This is a genomic window from Streptomyces sp. NBC_01296 (genome assembly GCF_035984415.1).
GTDB lineage: Bacteria > Actinomycetota > Actinomycetes > Streptomycetales > Streptomycetaceae > Streptomyces.
In genome coordinates this window covers 5,991,487-6,006,655 of the sequence record NZ_CP130720.1, presented here as the reverse complement: position 1 = coordinate 6,006,655, position 15,169 = coordinate 5,991,487, and the positions used below count along the sequence as shown (strand labels likewise).

The window sequence follows — 15,169 nt, the reverse complement described above, 5'->3', positions numbered from 1 at the left end:
GGGGCTCCGCACCCCCAGTCCAGACGAGAGCACCCCTCACGCCGCCGGAGGCGCCAGTGCCCGCACAGCCCAAGTTCATGGTCCCGCTCCTGCCCTCGCTCCCCGACCGCCTACTCAGGCCCACAGAGGTCGCGTACGTCCTCGACGTCCCGCTGGAGACCCTCTACCAGTGGCGCAAGAAGCGCACCGGGCCGATCGGGATCCGCGTCGGCAAGCACGTCCGCTACCACCCCCAGGCCGTACAGGACTGGTACGCCCAGCAGATCGCCGCCGAACACAGCCGAGCTGCCTGAACCACGACCGTCACCGCAGAGGGCGGGCCCACCCGGGCCCGCCCTCGCTGTTTCCCAGGAAGGCCCCCGAGTTGGCAGGACACATCCAAGACCGCTGGTACAAGACGGAAAACGCCCCCGACGGCAAGCCCCACCGGGTCAAGAGCGACCGCTACGGCAGCGGCATGCGCTACCGCGCCCGGTACATCGGCCCGGACGGCACAGAGAAATCCAAGAGCTTCCCCGACAAGCAGAAGCGCCTCGCCGATAAGTGGCTGGCGCACATCGAGGCGGACATGTCCCGGGGGCAGTACATCGACCCCGCCGCCGGCCGAATCACGTTCCGGGAGTACGGAGAGAAGTGGCTCGCGTCGCTGACGACGGACGTGACCACGCGGTCGTCTGTCGAGGTGCAGATCCGCAAGCACGCGTTCCCGTACCTCGGCACGCGGCCACTCGACTCGTTCCGGCCGGAGCACATCCGTGACTGGCTCAGCGAGCTGGAGCACGCCCTGCCGGTCTCCTCATACCGGCGCGTCATCTTCGCGAGCGTGTCTGCCGTACTCGCCGCCGCGGTCGACGACGAGTTGCTGGCGAAGAACCCGTGCAAGGCCCGTACGGTCCGGGCGCCCGCTCCGGTCGCTCCGCGGGTCAGGCCGTGGACGCCCGAGCGGCTCTTCGCCGTCCGGGCGGCGCTACCGAAGCGGTACCGGTCGATGGCCGATGCCGGCGGGGGGCTGGGGCTCCGGCAGGGTGAGATCTTCGGGCTGCCGGACGACCCGGACGACTTCCGTGGTGATTGGCTTCGGGTGGCCAATCAGGTGAAGGTGGCGAACGGGCACCTCGTCTTCGGTCCGCCCAAGCGGGAAAAGGAACGGGATGTGCCGCTCCCCCGCCGCATCGGGCAGGTGCTGCGAGAGCACCGCGAGGAGTTCCCGCCGGTGGACGTGACGCTTCCCTGGCTGAAGCCGGACGGGCCGCTCGTCACCAAGCGGCTGCTGTTCTCCCTCCCGGGCGGGGGCGCGGTGCGGCGCACCGACTTCAACACCCGCGTGTGGAAGTTCGCCCTCGTGCAGGCCGGCGTCATTCCGCAGCCGCGGCCGGGTGAGCGCCATCAGGCCGCGCGCGAGCACGGGATGCACGCGCTGCGGCACTTCTACGCGTCCGTCCTGCTGGACTCCGGGGAGAACATCAAGGCGCTGAGCACGTACCTCGGCCACGGCGACCCCGGGTTCACACTCCGGGTCTACACGCACCTGATGCCGAGCAGCCACGAGCGCACGCTGAAGGCCATGGACGACCTCTACAAGGCCGCCGGGCCAGCGGCTGACGGCCCACAGACGGCCCAGGAGGGGTGAAACGGGTCCGGGCCGGCGGCTGAGTGCCGCCGGCCCGGGGTGCCGTGTGACTGGGCTATCGCCGCTGACCTGCCCTTACAGCACGGGGAGGTTCTTGCGGAGTTCGAAGGCCGTTACCTCCGAGCGGTACTCCTCCCACTCCTGCTTCTTGTTGCGCAGGAAGAAGTCGAAGACGTGCTCGCCGAGGGTTTCGGCGACCAGTTCGCTGCGTTCCATCAGGGCGATGGCCTCGCCGAGGTTCTGCGGGAGGGGTTCGATGCCCATCGCGCGGCGTTCCGCGTCGGAGAGGGCCCAGACGTCGTCGTCGGCGCCCGCCGGGAGTTCGTAGCCCTCCTCGATGCCCTTGAGGCCCGCCGCGAGGAGCACGGCGTACGTCAGGTACGGGTTGGCGCCCGAGTCGATCGAGCGGACCTCGACCCGGGAGGAGCCCGTCTTGCCCGGCTTGTACATCGGGACGCGGATCAGGGCCGAGCGGTTGTTGTGGCCCCAGCAGATGTACGAGGGGGCCTCGCCGCCGGAGCCGGCGGTGCGGGAGGAGCCGCCCCAGATGCGCTTGTACGAGTTGACCCACTGGTTGGTGACCGCGGCCGTCTCCGCCGCGTGCTTCAGGAGGCCCGCGATGAAGGAGCGGCCCACCTTGGAGAGCTGGTACTCGGCGCCCGACTCGTAGAAGGCGTTGCGGTCCCCCTCGAAGAGGGAGAGGTGGGTGTGCATGCCCGAGCCGGGGTACTCGGAGAACGGCTTCGGCATGAAGGTGGCCTGGACGCCCTGCTCGAGCGCGACCTGCTTCATGACGAGGCGGAAGGTCATGATGTTGTCCGCCGTGGAGAGCGCGTCCGCGTAGCGGAGGTCGATCTCCTGCTGGCCCGGGGCGCCCTCGTGGTGGCTGAACTCGACCGAGATGCCCATGGATTCGAGCATGGTGATCGCCTGGCGGCGGAAGTCCATGCCGACGTTCTGCGGAGTATGGTCGAAATAGCCGGAGTTGTCCGCCGGTACCGGGCGGGTCCCGTCCAGCGGCTTGTCCTTCAGCAGGAAGAACTCGATCTCGGGGTGGGTGTAGAAGGTGAAGCCCAGGTCGGAGGTCTTGTTCAGGATGCGCTTGAGGACGTACCGCGGGTCCGCGAAGGACGGCGACCCGTCCGGCATCAGGATGTCGCAGAACATCCGGGCGGTCCCGGGGGCCTCGGCGCGCCACGGCAGTATCTGGAACGTGCTGGGGTCCGGCTTGGCGATCATGTCGGATTCGTAGACCCGCGCGAAGCCCTCGATGGCCGATCCGTCGAAGCCGATGCCCTCGTCGAAGGCCTGCTCCAGCTCGGCGGGGGCGACCGCGACGGACTTGAGGAAGCCCAGTACGTCGGTGAACCACAGGCGCACGAACCGGATGTCGCGCTCCTCGAGCGTCCGGAGGACGAATTCCTGCTGCTTGTCCATGCCTTCATCCTCGCAGTTCAGACGGCCTGTGCACCACCTCCCCCGAGGGCGGGGGCACAGTCGGGCAGGCCCAGTATCGCCAGCCGCGGTTTCCGCCACATTACGCACCTCTGAAACCTCGTGACACCCCCGCACTGACCTCGGGCCCGCCATGAGCATTACCATCTGCGCCCATGGGGGGCTGGGAGCACATGCGGCGCGGGCGCGCAGGGCGTCGGACGCCTCGGCGTGCCGTCATCACGGTCGCCCTCTGCGTGCTGCTCGGAGCGCTGTTCCTGTGCGTACGACCGGGTGAGCCGCACGCCGTCACCGCCGTGTCCGGCGCGACCGCCCCGACCGGCGTAACCGCCCCGACCGGCGTGTCCGCCGTACGGGGGCCCGCCGGCGGGCACGGGACGCGCGCCGTCTGCGTGTCCCCCGACGTGCCGCCCGGCTGCTCCCCCTTCTCGCACGTGACCCCCGGCGTACTGCCCGCCCCGCCGCCCGCCGTGACCGTGCCGGGCTCCACCCCGGATCCCGTCGGGCGCGCCGCCGGCGGCGGGCCGGGGCGGCCGCACGGGACGCTCGCCCGGGCCCCCGACCTCCATGCCCTCCAAGTGCTGCGGACCTGAAGGGTCCGGGCGCCGTACCGCGCTCCACCGGATCCATCCCTCCACCCCCCTCAGCAGAAGGATTCAGGGCACATGGCCAGCAGGACCCCGTACGACAGCAACTCCCCCCAGGCCCGCATAGCCGAGATGCGGCGCGCCGAGCGGGCCCGCGACCGGCGCAACGCGGCCATCGCGATCACGGTCTCGGTGGCCGTCGCCGCCGGGCTCATCGGCTTCGGCGCGTGGGTGCTGATCGACAAGCAGGACAAGAAGGACGCCGAGGCGGCGGCCCGCAAGGCCCCGGTGAAGGGCGAGCAGACCTGGGACGCGAAGACGCTGGGCCGCAACCACGTCGACACCCCGGTGAAGTACCCGATGAACCCGCCGGTCGGCGGCGACCACAGCCCGCGCTGGATGAACTGCAACGGCGACGTCTACAAGAACCCGGTCCCCGAGGTCAACGCCGTCCACTCGCTGGAGCACGGCGCGGTCTGGGTGACGTACAACGAGAAGGCCGCCAAGGGCGACCTCGACGCGCTCGCCGGGACCGTGGCCAAGACCCCGTACACGCTGATGAGCCCGGTCAAGGAGCAGGCCGGCACGATCGTGCTGAGCGCCTGGGGCAAGCAGCTGACGGTGGACAAGGCGGACGACCCCCGCGTCGCGCAGTTCTTCACCAAGTACGTGCAGGGCCCGCAGACCCCCGAGCCGGGCGCGGCCTGCACCAGCGGGCTGGCCGAGAAGTGACCCGTACGACCCGTACGTACTGGGCGGCCGGGACCGCCGTCCTGCTCGCGCTGCTGTTCGCTGCGGCGGCCACGGTCACTGCCGCGAGCGACAGCGACGGCGGCGGTACGTCGGCCCGCGCGCCGGGCCTCTACTCGCCGGACGCGGGCTTCGCGCGGGACATGGCCGTGCACCACCAGCAGGCGGTGGAGATGTCGTTCCTCGTGCGGGACCGCACCAAGGACGAGCCGGTGCGCGGGCTCGCGTACGACATCGCCAACACGCAGGCCAACCAGCGGGGCATGCTGCTGGGCTGGCTGGACCTGTGGGGGCTGCCGAAGGTGGTGGCCGACGAGCCGCCGATGTCCTGGATGGGAACCGCCGACCAGCACGGCGGCCACACCGGGCACGACATGGCCGGGCACGACATGGGCGGCAATGACATGGCCGGCCACGACATGGGCGGCGGCGCCGCCAAGCCCGGCGCGCTCATGGCCGGCATGGCCACCAAGGAGGAGCTCGCGCAGCTCGGCGCCGCCGAGGGCCGGGACGCGGAGGTGCTCTACCTCCAGCTGATGACCGACCACCACAAGGGCGGGGTCGCGATGGCCCAGGGCTGCGCGACGCAGTGCAAGACCCCCGCCGAGCGGGATCTGGCCCGGGGCATGGTCGAGGCGCAGCAGTCGGAGCTCACCCTCATGGCGGACATGCTGAAACAGCGCGGAGCTGCGCCGCGCGGGTGACGGGCCACGCCCGTACGGTGGTGGGAGGGCGCCCTCATCAGGCCCTCCCCCCACCGGCCTCCGGAGGGTGCCGAGGCGGGCGCGTCCGCGCCCGGCCGCATCGGCATTCAGGGAGGTAACCCATGACCACCGCGGCAGACATCATGCACTCCGGGGCCCAGTGGATCCCCGCCACCGCGACTCTGGACAAGGCCGCTCAGCTGATGAGCCGGCTCAATGTGGGCGCGCTGCCCATCAGCGACTCCTCCGAGCGGCTCTGCGGCATCATCACCGACCGCGACATCGTCGTGAACTGTGTGGCGCAGGGTCTGAACCCGTCCGAGATGACCTGCGGCGACATGGCCCGGGGCACCCCGCGCTGGATCGACGCGGGCGCGGACGTGACCGACGTGCTGGACGAGATGGAGAGCCACCGGATCAAGCGGCTCCCGGTCATCAAGGACAAGAAGCTGGTCGGCATGATCAGCGAGGCCGACCTGGCCCAGCACCTCGACGAACACCAGCTGGCGGGCTTCGTGGAGAAGGTCTACGCGAGGCGCTGACCCGGCCGATCCGCCCGGCCCGGGCCGCCCGGCTCCCTTGCTGCAGCGTCCAGGACCGCCCGTGCCACCCGGCCCGGGCGGTCCAGCATGACCAGGTGTCCCGCCGGTTCGGCGACCTCGAAGCGGGCGCCGAGCCGGTCGGCCAGCTCCGCCTGGCGCGCACACCAGCGCAGGGCCCCCCGCCCGGCCGAGCCGTCGTACCCCGTGACCACGGTGACGGGCACGGCCGGCGGCCGCCCGGTCCGCAGTGCGAGGACCTCGGCGGCGGTCTCCTGGTAGCGGGAGTTCTCCAGCAGGGCGCCGCGCCAGACCCGGCCGGTGCGGTAGCAGCGGCGTACGAGGTCCCGCGGAGCCTGGTCGCGGCCGCCGGTGCGGGAGGCCCGTACGGCGGCGCGGCGGGCGAGCGGACCCAGCGCGGCGGGCAGTCCGGCGGCGGTCAGGGCCCGGCCGAGCACGCGGGCGGCGCCGGTGCGCAGCCCGGCGGGCCAGACCGTACGGGGGTCCTCCTCGATGCTGGTGTCGACCAGGACCAGGGCGGCGGTGCGCTCGGGGTACAGGCGGGCGAAGGCCTCGGCGTGGAACCCGGCGATCGAGTGCCCGGCGACGGTGACCGGGCCGGGCAGGCCGAGCCCGTCGAGCAGCCGGGCGATGCGGCGGGCCTCCCCGGCGGCGGTCGCCGGGACGGTGGCGGGGGCGCTCAGCCCGTGCCCGGGGCGGTCGAAGCGGACGACGGTGCGGCCCTGCGCGACAAGCAGCGCGGCGACGGGGTCCCAGTCGAACCAGGCCATGGCGAGCCCGGCGCTCAGCACCACGGGCGGCCCGCTCCCCTCCACGAGGACGTGCAGCGGGACGCCGTCCACCCGGACGAAGCGGCCGGTCCGGGCGGTGCCGGTGCCGTGTGCGGTGGTGGTGGTGGTGGGGGGCGTCGTGCGCGGTGTCGTGTGCGGTGTCATGTGCGGCGCTCCTTGTGGACCGAGTACGCGAGCAGGCCCAGCCAGAGCGCCACGAACAGCACCTGCAGCCGCTGCCCGGCACCGAGCGCCCAGGTCCCGCGCCCGGCGGTGAACAGCGCGATGGCGGACAGGGTCCAGGCGGTGGCGAGCAGCTCCAGCCCGACCAGGACGGGCCCGAGGCGGGCGAGCGGGGCGAGCCGCCCGTAGCGGCGGGCGGCGACGGTGAGGGCGACGATCCCGACGAGGGCGCCCGTCATGGCGAGGCTGCTGCTGACGGCGTGCGCCTGATGGGTGGCCGGAACCAGGCCGGCGGTCTCCCGGGCGGCGCACACGGGGTCCACGGTGGGTGTGCAGCTCAGCGGGAGCCAGGCGTCGGCGGCGGTGGCCGCGCCGAAGAGGGTGACGCCGGCCCAGCCCACGACCGACCAGGGGCGGCGGGATCCGTCGCGGCGCAGCAGACCGGCCAGGGCCAGCAGGCCGCCCGCGAAGGCGAGCAGGCCGGCGGTGAAGTCGGTGGCCCGGAACAGGCCGCCGAGCGGCTGGTCCTGGGCGGCGAGCTCGCTGACGTACGTCTCGATGGGGTTCAGGCCGGTCGAGAGGACGACTTCGAGGACCCACGCGGTGTACGCGGCGGCTCCCAGCCCGATGAGGAGGGCGACCGGCCACGCACGATGCACGAAGAGCCCTTTCAGCCCCTTTTCGCCTTTTGTGGACATATTGCGCATCATCCTCAACACGACGGACCCGGTCCTACGATCAGATACCCACCCGGGGTAGGGTTCCGCCCATGACGCGCCCTGCCCTGCGCACCGACCGGCGAGCGGCCCGGTGGCCCCGGCTGCTGCTGCTCGCTGCGCTGCTCCTGGGCATCGTCACCATGCACACCCTGGGCCATCCGAGTCGGTCCCACACCATGCAGGACGCGGCTCCGGCCGCCGCCGTTGCCTCGGCCGGGCGTGCCGCCGACCACACGCCGGGCACGGCCACCGCCCCGGCGCACGCTTCCCACGACCGGGGGCCCGCCGCCGAGGCCCCGCCGCCCGGCACCGGCATGGACCCCATGTCGGTGTGCCTGGCCGTGCTCGGCGGCCTCACCCTGCTGATCCTGGGCGCCGGACCGGCCGGCTTCCGCGACGCCGCGCCGCTCGGGGGCGCGGCCCGTCGGCCGGGCCGGTCCGGCGGGCCGGATCCGCCCTCGCCCCGCGAACTCCTCACGAAGCTGGCGGTACTGCGCGTATAGCGACGGGCCCGCTGCCGCCCCCGCACGCCCGGACGCGCCTCGCGCGCCGGGCCCGAGCGGCGGCAGCAGACGGCGCCCATCTGCTCGTACGACCACACCACGAGGTGCTTCCATGCGCTCTCTTCCCAACCGTCCCGGCCGTCCCACCCGCCGCGCCGTTCTCGGCGCCTCCGCCGCCCTCGCCGGTTCGGCGCTGCTCGCCGCCTGCTCCGAGGGCTCCGGCCCGGACCACGGCTCCATGAACCACGGCGGTTCCTCCCCCGCCGCCTCGCCGGGCGGCTACGTCGACCCCGCCGGGCCCGAGGTCCGGGCCGCCGAGGCGGCCCGCAAGGCCACCGGACCGGTCTCGGAGGTCAAGCTGACCGCCACCGCCACCCCGCTCGACCTGGGCGGCGGGCTCACCGTCCGCTCCTGGGCGTACGGAGACCGGCTGCCCGGCCAGGAGGTCCGGGTCACCGCGGGCGGCACCCTCGCCCTGACCCTGGCCAACAACCTCCCGCAGGCCACCTCCCTGCACTGGCACGGCCTCGCCCTGCGCAACGACATGGACGGGGTCCCGGGCCTGACCCAGCGGGACATCGCGCCGGGCGGATCCTTCACGTACGGGTTCGCCGTCCCGAACCCGGGGACGTACTGGTTCCACCCGCACTCGGGCGTCCAGCAGGACCGCGGCCTGTACGCCCCGCTCATCGTCGAGGACCCGAGGGAGCCCCTCTCGTACGACAAGGAGTGGGTGGTGGTCCTGGACGACTGGGTCGACGGAGTCGACGGCTCCACCCCGGACGCGGTCCTGGCCGAACTCCGCAAGGGTATGGACATGCGGTCGGGAGGCGGGCACGCGGGCCACGGCGGCGCGGCCTCGCAGACCCCGGCCGGCGGCGGGCCCTCGCGCCTGCTCATGGGCGGGGAGAGCGACATCCTCGGCAAGGACCCGGGCGATGTCGCGTACCCGCACTACCTGGTCAACGGCCGTACGGCGCAGGACCCGTCGGTCTTCACGGCCAAGCCCGGCGACCGGATCCGGCTGCGGATCGTCAACGCGGGCGGGGACACCGCCTTCCGGATCGCCCTCGGCGGCCACGAACTGACGGTCACCCACACCGACGGCTACCCGGTGGAGCACGCGAAGACCGGCTCGCTGCTGCTCGGCATGGGCGAGCGCTACGACGTACTGGTCACGGCGCAGGACGGGGTGTTCCCGCTGACCGCGCTCGCCGAGGGCAAGGAGGGCAAGGGCGGGTCGGCATCCGCGCTCGCCCTGCTGCGCACGGGGGCGGGGGCGCCGCCCACCGCCGCGACCCGGCCCGCCGAGCTGGCCGGGAAGCCGCTGACGGCGGACCGGCTGCGCGCCGCGGAGCCCGCCGTACTCGCGGCCCGCGAGCCGGACCGCACGATCGGGATCAAGCTGACCGGGGGAATGGAGAAGTACGACTGGGCCTTCGACGGCAAGCCGTACACGGCCGACCAGCGGCACCCGGTGAAGGCGGGCGAGCGGGTCCGGCTGGAGTTCAACAACTCGACAACGATGTGGCACCCGTTGCACCTGCACGGGCACACCTTCGCGCTCGGCGGCCGCCGGGGCGGCGCGCGCAAGGACACCGCGCTGATCCTGCCGAACGGGACGCTGACGGTGGACTTCGACGCCGACAACCCCGGTCTGTGGATGGCGCATTGCCACAACGTGTACCACGCGGAGGCCGGGATGATGACGGTGCTCGGGTACCGGCGGTAGCCCCTGCACGGGGTTCGGCCCCCGGCCTGCGGGCCGGGGGCCAAACCCCTTTGGAGCGATGCGGGGCACATGGCAGTCTTGGTGATCACTGCGCACACCACCCCCCGTGAGGACTTCCGCCAGGTATGAGCACGCCCCCGAACCCGCCCAGCAGCCCGTCCGGTCCGCCGACGGAGCCCGCGGGCACGCCCATACCGGAGCCGGCCTCCGCACCCTCCGCGCCCGCGGCCGAGCCGGCGCAGCCGCTGTCGCTCCAGAAGTCCCCGGAGCCGAAGCCGGAACCGGCCCCGGAACCCGCGCCGACGCCGGAACCCGCGCCCGCGCCGGAATCCGAAGCACAGCCCGAGCCCGCCCCCGCGCCCACGCCGGTGCCCGAACCGCAGCCCGCCGCGGCCCCGGAGCCGGTCCCGGCGCCCGCGCAGCAGCCCGCGCCGCAGCCCGCGCCGGCCCCCGCGCCCGTCGACGCCTTCGCGTCGCCCGCGCCCGGCGCCTTCGCGCCGCCGACCGCGCCCCTGCACGCGGCTCCCCCGGCCCCCTCCTTCGGCGCGCCCGTGCCGCCCGGCGGTCCCGGCGCGCCCGTACCGCCCGGGCCGCCCGCCAACCACTGGGGCGCCCACGCCGGCCCCGGCCCCGGCAACCCGTGGGGCACGCCCGCCCGCTCCGCCACCAACGGCCTGGCCGTCGCCGCCCTCGTCATCGGCATCGCCGCCGTGGTCATCGGCCTCATCCCGTTCGTCTTCTGGGCGGGCGGCCTCCTCGCCGTGGTCGGCATCGGCATCGGCATCGGCGCCCTCGTCCGCGCCTCGGACGGCGCCGGCCGCAAGACGATGGCCGTCGTCGGCACGGCCCTCGCCGTACTCGGCCTCGGCTCCTCCGTCGGCGGCTTCCTCCTCACCGGCCTCGTCATCGAAAGGGCCGACGACCGGCTCGACGACGACTGGAACCCCCCGGCCGACCTCCGCCGCAACATGCCGCCGACCCCGAGGGTCTCGCCCACGCCTTCGCCCACGCAGGTCCCCGGCATGACGACCCCACTGCCGTTCGGCGAGACGTACACGTACCCGAACGGCATCAAGGTGACCCTCTCGACGCCGAAGAAGTACGTCACGAAGAGCAAGTACTCCCAGGTCGGCAACGCGGTGGAGATGACGCTCACCATCACCAACGGCTCGTCCGCCGCGCACAACGTCATCTACGCGATGCCCAACGTCCGCGACGAGAAGGGCATGACCGCCAAGCTCGTGTTCGACGGCGACGTCCCGAAAATGATCAAGGGCGACATCCTGCCGGGCGAGTCCGCCAGCGGGGTCGTGGCCTTCGAGGTGCCCGAGGGCACCGAGCGCATCAGCGCCGACATCTCGCCCGGAGTCATGATGCCGAACGCGAAGTTCAGCGGCTCGATCGGCTGACGGAAACACACGAGAAGTGCGGGGCCCAGGGCATCGCGTCAGAAAGACGATTAGACTGGGCCCCGTGCCTCAACTTCGCCTCGCTCTGAATCAGATCGACTCGCAGGTCGGCAACATCGCCGCCAACGCCGACTCGGTCGTCCACTGGACCCGGCACTCCGCCGAGCAGGGCGCCCACCTGGTGGCGTTCCCTGAGATGATGCTGACCGGGTACCCCGTCGAGGACCTCGCCCTGCGCGGCTCCTTCGTCGACGCCTCCCGCACGGCCCTGCTCGCACTCGCGGAGCGGCTGGCGGCCGAGGGCTTCGGCGAACTGCCGGTCGTCGTCGGCTACCTCGACCGCTCCGACAAGGCCGCCCCGCGGCTCGGCCGCCCCGCCGGTTCCCCGGAGAACGCGGCCGCCGTGCTGTACGGCGGGGAGGTCGTCCTCCGCTTCGCCAAGCACCACCTCCCCAACTACGGCGTGTTCGACGAGTTCCGGTACTTCGTCCCGGGCGACACGCAGCCGGTGATCCGGGTGCGCGGCGTGGACGTGGCCCTGGCGATCTGCGAGGACCTCTGGCAGGAGGGCGGCCGCGTCCCGGCCACCCGTTCCGCCGGGGCCGGCCTGCTGATCTCCGTCAACGCCTCCCCGTACGAGCGCAACAAGGACGACCTGCGCCTCGAGCTGGTGCAGAAGCGGGCCCAGGAGGCCGGCTGCACCCTCGCCTACCTGGCGATGATCGGCGGCCAGGACGAGCTGGTCTTCGACGGCGACTCGATCGTCGTCGACGGCAGCGGCGAGGTCATCGCACGCGCCCCGCAGTTCTCCGAGGGCTGCGTCCTCGTCGACCTCGACCTGCCCGCGGCGCGGGCCGACGCGCCCGAGGGCGTGGTCGACGACGGCCTGCGGATCGACCGCGTGGTCCTCTCCGAGGAGCCGGTGGAGCCGTACGAGCCGGTGGTCACCGGCGGTTACGCCGACCGCCTCGACGACGACGAGGAGATCTACGACGCGCTGGTCGTGGGCCTGCGCGCGTACGTCAAGAAGAACGGATTCCGCTCCGTCCTGGTCGGGCTCTCCGGCGGCATCGACTCCGCGCTGGTCGCCGCCATCGCCTGCGACGCGATCGGCGCGCAGAACGTGTACGGCATCTCGATGCCCTCGAAGTACTCCTCGGACCACTCCAAGGGCGATGCGGCCGATCTGGCCGACCGGACCGGCCTGAACTTCCGTACGGTGCCGATCGAGCCGATGTTCGACGCGTACATGGCCTCGCTGGGCCTGACCGGCCTGGCGGAGGAGAACCTCCAGTCCCGGCTGCGCGGCACGATGCTGATGGCGGTGTCCAACCAGGAGGGTCACATCGTGCTGGCCCCGGGCAACAAGTCGGAGCTGGCCGTCGGCTACTCCACCCTGTACGGCGACTCGGTGGGCGCGTACGGCCCGATCAAGGACGTCTACAAGTCGGACGTGTTCCGGCTCGCGCAGTACCGCAACCGGGCCGCCGCCGAGCGCGGCGAGACCCCGCCGATCCCGGAGAACTCCATCGTGAAGCCGCCGAGCGCCGAACTGCGCCCGGGCCAGGTGGACACGGACTCGCTGCCGGACTACCCGGTGCTGGACGCGATCCTGGCGATGTACGTGGACCGCGACCAGGGCCTGGAGGCGATCGTCTCGGCCGGATTCGACCGCGAGCTGGTCGCCAGGACGCTGCGGATGGTGGACACGGCGGAGTACAAGCGCCGCCAGTACCCGCCGGGCACGAAGATCTCCGCGAAGGGCTTCGGCAAGGACCGCCGGCTGCCCATCACGAACGGCTGGCGCGAACAGGCGTGAGGGAGGTCCGGCGAAGGGGCCCCGCCGCCCATGCGGCGGGGCCCCTTCCGAAACCGGTGCGGGCTACTTCTTCACCGTCAGCCGCGCAGCGATCGGCAGGTGGTCGCTGCCGGTGCGCGGGAGGGCCCAGGAGCCCTCGGGCTTGATCCCGCGGACCATGATCTGGTCGATGCGGGCCATCGGGAACTGGGCCGGCCAGCTGAAGCCGAACCCGTCACCCGCCGCGCCCTGGGTGGAGCGCATCTGCGAGGTGACCTCGGACAGGGAGCGGTCGTTCATGGTGCCGTTGAGGTCGCCGAGCAGGATGACCTTCTTCAGCGGTTCGGCGGCGAGCGCGGCGCCCAGGGCCCCGGCGCTGTTGTCGCGCTGATTGGCGGTGAAGCCGGCGTTGAGCTTGACCCTGACGGAGGGCAGGTGGGCGGCGAAGACCGCGATCTGGCCGTACGGGCTGTCCACGGTGGTGCGCATGGCGCGGGTCCAGCCCATCTTTATGTCGACGGGCGAGCTGGCGCTCAGCGGGTACTTGCTCCACACCCCGACCGTTCCCTCGACGGAGTGGTACTTGTACGTGCCCGCCAGGGCCGCCTCGTAGACGGGGACGACGCTGCCCTTGAGCTCGGTCAGGGCCAGGACGTCGGCCCCGGACTTCGCGACCCGGGCCGCGGTGCCGTGCGGGTCGGGGTTGTCGGCGTCGACGTTGTGGGTGGTGACCATCAGGTTGCCGCCGGTGCCGGACTTGTCGAGGACCAGGCTGCCGAAGAGGTTCACCCATACGACGGCCGTCAGCAGTATCGCGATCAGCGCGGTGGCGGACTTGCGGACGACGGCGGCGACGAGCAGGAGCGGTACGGCCACCCCCAGCCAGGGCAGGAAGGTCTCGGTGAGGCTGCCGAGGTTGCCCACGTCGTTCGGCAGCTCGGCGTGGAAGATCATGACCAGCGAGATCAGGGCGGCCAGGGCCGCGGTCACGAGCCCGCGCCGCCAGATGCCCCGGTCTCTGCGCAGTCCGGCCAGTCGGCGCCGGAGGCGGGATCCGGAGGGCTCGGGCTCCGAGCCGCCGTTCCCCGTCTCCATCATGTACGCCTGTGCCATGCCACTGCCCTCGCTGCCGTGCTTGCGCTCCGTCCCCGCTCCTTGACCCTAGGCGATGGACGCAGCCTTCCGTGCCGTTGTTCCGGCCGTACGTCCGGGAGGACGAACGGCCGTGTGGCCGAGGTTCCGCTTGTCACGAAACGCGCACATTCGCTCTCGCGCGCGTCGAATCGCCGCGGAGGGGACCATGAAGGGGCCAGGAGTGGTCCTGGTGTGAGCCAGGAGTGTGACGTACAGGTCTTCGCGCCACTTTCGCCACGGCCCGGGCAAGTGCCACCATGGTGGGTGAGTCCGGGGACGCCGTAAGGGCGCCTCGAGATGACATCAAGGAGCAGTTGCAATGACGCATGCCGTTTCGCCTGCCCGCGAAGCCGCCTCCCCCACCCTGTACGGAGGCACGGGCACCCGGCGGATCACCGTCCGCGACCTCACCCTCGCCAAGGAGCGCGGCGAGAAGTGGCCCATGCTCACCGCCTACGACGCGATGACCGCGTCCGTCTTCGACGAGGCCGGCATCCCGGTCATCCTCGTCGGCGACTCCATGGGCAACTGTCACCTCGGCTACGACTCCACCGTCCCGGTGACGATGGACCAGATGACCATGCTCTCGGCGGCCGTCGTACGCGGCACGAGCAGGGCCCTGGTCATCGGCGACATGCCGTTCGGCTCGTACCAGGAAGGCGCCGTGCAGGCGCTGCGCAGTGCCACCCGCCTCGTGAAGGAGGCCGGCGTCGGGGCCGTGAAGCTGGAGGGCGGCGAGCGCTCGCTGCACCAGACCGAGCTGATCGTGCAGTCCGGCATCCCCGTCATGTCCCACCTGGGCCTGACCCCGCAGTCCGTGAACGCCATGGGCTACCGGGTGCAGGGCCGCGGCGACGAGGCCGCGCACCAGCTGCTGCGCGATGCCAAGGCGGCGCAGGACGCGGGCGCCTTCGCGGTGGTGCTGGAGCTGGTTCCGGCCGAGCTGGCCGCCGAGGTCACCCGGTCCCTGCACATCCCGACGGTCGGCATCGGCGCCGGCGCGGAGTGCGACGCGCAGGTGCTGGTGTGGACCGACATGATGGGCCTGACCGGCGGGAAGATGCCGAAGTTCGTGAAGCAGTACGCGAACCTCCGCGCGACCATGGGCGACGCGGCGAAGGCCTTCGCCGAGGACGTGGTCGGCGGAACGTTCCCGCAGGCCGAGCACAGCTTCCACTGATCGAACAGGCGCCCGCCCGACAGCCCGCCGACGCGTCGTCGGCGGGCTGCCGGCT

At 72.4% G+C, this 15,169-nt stretch carries 15 protein-coding genes; 11 read left to right on the top strand and 4 right to left on the bottom strand.

Going from position 1 to position 15,169, the window contains the following annotated elements:
• Nucleotides 1-56 precede the first annotated feature (56 nt).
• Nucleotides 57-293 carry a helix-turn-helix transcriptional regulator gene (locus OG299_RS27355; protein ID WP_442817537.1) on the top strand — a complete coding sequence of 79 codons (237 nt, stop codon included), beginning with the start codon at nucleotides 57-59 and terminating at the stop codon, nucleotides 291-293.
• Nucleotides 294-364: 71 nt separating this feature from the next.
• Nucleotides 365-1,630, top strand: a complete 1,266-nt coding sequence (locus tag OG299_RS27350; protein WP_327362905.1) for a tyrosine-type recombinase/integrase — start codon at nucleotides 365-367, stop codon at nucleotides 1,628-1,630.
• Nucleotides 1,631-1,705: 75 nt separating this feature from the next.
• On the opposite strand, the gene OG299_RS27345 is transcribed toward OG299_RS27350, so the two are convergent.
• Nucleotides 1,706-3,067, bottom strand: coding sequence for a gamma-glutamylpolyamine synthetase GlnA2 (locus tag OG299_RS27345; RefSeq protein ID WP_266629799.1), 1,362 nt, complete (start codon nucleotides 3,065-3,067; stop codon nucleotides 1,706-1,708).
• Between the two features lie 173 nt (nucleotides 3,068-3,240).
• Here OG299_RS27345 and OG299_RS27340 point away from each other — a divergent pair, with 173 nt between their 5' ends.
• The 4 genes from OG299_RS27340 to OG299_RS27325 all read left to right on the top strand — a co-directional run bounded on the left by OG299_RS27340 (nucleotide 3,241) and on the right by OG299_RS27325 (nucleotide 5,668).
• The gene (locus OG299_RS27340) at nucleotides 3,241-3,678 is read left to right on the top strand and encodes a hypothetical protein (RefSeq protein WP_327362904.1); all 438 of its coding nucleotides are present in this window, start codon (nucleotides 3,241-3,243) and stop codon (nucleotides 3,676-3,678) included.
• Nucleotides 3,679-3,750: 72 nt separating this feature from the next.
• Nucleotides 3,751-4,404, top strand: coding sequence for a thioredoxin-like domain-containing protein (locus tag OG299_RS27335; RefSeq protein ID WP_266629795.1), 654 nt, complete (start codon nucleotides 3,751-3,753; stop codon nucleotides 4,402-4,404).
• Nucleotides 4,401-5,126, top strand: a complete 726-nt coding sequence (locus tag OG299_RS27330) for a DUF305 domain-containing protein (RefSeq protein ID WP_327362903.1) — start codon at nucleotides 4,401-4,403, stop codon at nucleotides 5,124-5,126. The genes OG299_RS27335 and OG299_RS27330 overlap by 4 nt, the downstream gene beginning before the upstream one ends.
• Before the next feature lie 122 nt (nucleotides 5,127-5,248).
• Nucleotides 5,249-5,668, top strand: a complete 420-nt coding sequence (locus tag OG299_RS27325; RefSeq protein ID WP_266629791.1) for a CBS domain-containing protein — start codon at nucleotides 5,249-5,251, stop codon at nucleotides 5,666-5,668.
• Here the strand turns inward: OG299_RS27325 and OG299_RS27320 are convergent.
• Nucleotides 5,653-6,621, bottom strand: coding sequence for an alpha/beta fold hydrolase (locus OG299_RS27320; RefSeq protein WP_327362902.1), 969 nt, complete (start codon nucleotides 6,619-6,621; stop codon nucleotides 5,653-5,655). The genes OG299_RS27325 and OG299_RS27320 overlap by 16 nt on opposite strands.
• On the bottom strand, nucleotides 6,618-7,298 hold the full coding sequence (locus tag OG299_RS27315; RefSeq protein ID WP_266629787.1) for a DUF998 domain-containing protein: 681 nt from the start codon (nucleotides 7,296-7,298) through the stop codon (nucleotides 6,618-6,620). Before OG299_RS27315 ends, OG299_RS27320 begins: the two co-directional genes overlap by 4 nt.
• A gap of 110 nt (nucleotides 7,299-7,408) precedes the next feature.
• Here OG299_RS27315 and OG299_RS27310 point away from each other — a divergent pair, with 110 nt between their 5' ends.
• From OG299_RS27310 to OG299_RS27295, 4 genes are all read left to right on the top strand, one after another.
• On the top strand, nucleotides 7,409-7,861 hold the full coding sequence (locus tag OG299_RS27310; protein ID WP_266629785.1) for a DUF6153 family protein: 453 nt from the start codon (nucleotides 7,409-7,411) through the stop codon (nucleotides 7,859-7,861).
• A gap of 112 nt (nucleotides 7,862-7,973) precedes the next feature.
• On the top strand, nucleotides 7,974-9,593 hold the full coding sequence (locus tag OG299_RS27305; RefSeq protein ID WP_327362901.1) for a multicopper oxidase family protein: 1,620 nt from the start codon (nucleotides 7,974-7,976) through the stop codon (nucleotides 9,591-9,593).
• Between the two features lie 125 nt (nucleotides 9,594-9,718).
• Nucleotides 9,719-11,002, top strand: a complete 1,284-nt coding sequence (locus OG299_RS27300) for a DUF4190 domain-containing protein (RefSeq protein ID WP_327362900.1) — start codon at nucleotides 9,719-9,721, stop codon at nucleotides 11,000-11,002.
• 64 nt (nucleotides 11,003-11,066) lie between these two features.
• Nucleotides 11,067-12,821, top strand: coding sequence for an NAD+ synthase (locus tag OG299_RS27295; protein WP_266629779.1), 1,755 nt, complete (start codon nucleotides 11,067-11,069; stop codon nucleotides 12,819-12,821).
• Between the two features lie 63 nt (nucleotides 12,822-12,884).
• On the opposite strand, the gene OG299_RS27290 is transcribed toward OG299_RS27295, so the two are convergent.
• A complete protein-coding gene (locus OG299_RS27290) occupies nucleotides 12,885-13,913 on the bottom strand; it encodes an endonuclease/exonuclease/phosphatase family protein (protein WP_327362898.1) in 1,029 nt (342 codons plus the stop codon).
• Between the two features lie 340 nt (nucleotides 13,914-14,253).
• Between OG299_RS27290 and panB the strand changes: the two genes are divergently transcribed.
• Complete coding sequence (gene panB, locus OG299_RS27285; protein WP_266629775.1) at nucleotides 14,254-15,114, top strand: 3-methyl-2-oxobutanoate hydroxymethyltransferase; 861 nt, start codon at nucleotides 14,254-14,256, stop codon at nucleotides 15,112-15,114.
• Nucleotides 15,115-15,169 lie beyond the last annotated feature (55 nt).

Coding starts and splice junctions, on each gene's coding strand:
- OG299_RS27345 (WP_266629799.1), bottom strand. CDS start 3,067: ATGGACAAGCAGCAGGAATTCGTCCTCCGGACGCTCGAGGAGCGCGAC.
- OG299_RS27340 (WP_327362904.1), top strand. CDS start 3,241: ATGGGGGGCTGGGAGCACATGCGGCGCGGGCGCGCAGGGCGTCGGACG.
- OG299_RS27335 (WP_266629795.1), top strand. CDS start 3,751: ATGGCCAGCAGGACCCCGTACGACAGCAACTCCCCCCAGGCCCGCATA.
- OG299_RS27325 (WP_266629791.1), top strand. CDS start 5,249: ATGACCACCGCGGCAGACATCATGCACTCCGGGGCCCAGTGGATCCCC.
- OG299_RS27320 (WP_327362902.1), bottom strand. CDS start 6,621: ATGACACCGCACACGACACCGCGCACGACGCCCCCCACCACCACCACC.
- OG299_RS27310 (WP_266629785.1), top strand. CDS start 7,409: ATGACGCGCCCTGCCCTGCGCACCGACCGGCGAGCGGCCCGGTGGCCC.
- OG299_RS27305 (WP_327362901.1), top strand. CDS start 7,974: ATGCGCTCTCTTCCCAACCGTCCCGGCCGTCCCACCCGCCGCGCCGTT.
- OG299_RS27300 (WP_327362900.1), top strand. CDS start 9,719: ATGAGCACGCCCCCGAACCCGCCCAGCAGCCCGTCCGGTCCGCCGACG.
- OG299_RS27290 (WP_327362898.1), bottom strand. CDS start 13,913: ATGGCACAGGCGTACATGATGGAGACGGGGAACGGCGGCTCGGAGCCC.
- panB (WP_266629775.1), top strand. CDS start 14,254: ATGACGCATGCCGTTTCGCCTGCCCGCGAAGCCGCCTCCCCCACCCTG.